General features: G+C 41.6%; 1 protein-coding gene. It reads right to left on the bottom strand.

Annotated features, from left to right (window positions below; all coding sequences use genetic code 11):
• Positions 1-601: UDP-2,3-diacylglucosamine diphosphatase (gene lpxH, locus R7Q09_RS26910; RefSeq protein ID WP_318144046.1), on the bottom strand; the 601-nt coding region annotated here is incomplete at both ends.

Genomic DNA, 601 nt, shown 5'->3' with positions numbered 1-601 from the left:
GAAGTTCTAAACCATCAGAATTCACATGTAAAACTGAGCCTTGCGTATACCAGTCCCCTAAGACGATGCGCGTGTTTTTAGCACCATTTGCGTCAAAAAAATGTGTATTTGGGCGATGAGTGTGCCCATGAATCATCAAGTTGACGCAATTCTGAGACATCACTTTTTCAACTTCGCTTTGATTCACGTCCATGATATCTAAAGACTTCATCTGTTTATCGTCGCGAATGTCTGATTGAACTTTAGAGACAATTTTTTTCTTTAAACACCATGGGATGCGTTTAAAGATCCATTGTAACCAAGGTTGATGCACAGTTTTACGAAATTTCTGATATTCCACGTCATCAGTACACAGGGTATCGCCGTGTAAAATCACCGCTTTTGTGCCATATAAGTCGATGGTGCAAACGTCATCAAGCAAAGTGATGCCCGTCTCTTTACAAAATCGTTCGCCCAACAAGAAGTCACGAGTGCCTTGAATAAAGAAAACCGGGACACCTTGGTCGGTGAGCGTTTTGAACTCGGTACGAATTTGGTTTGCAAACGGTGTTTTGTCATCATCACCGACCCAAAACTCGAAAAGATCGCCTAATACATAAAG

The organism is Vibrio sp. 2130-1, assembly GCF_033339515.1.
This window is presented reverse-complemented; position numbering and strand designations above follow the sequence as displayed.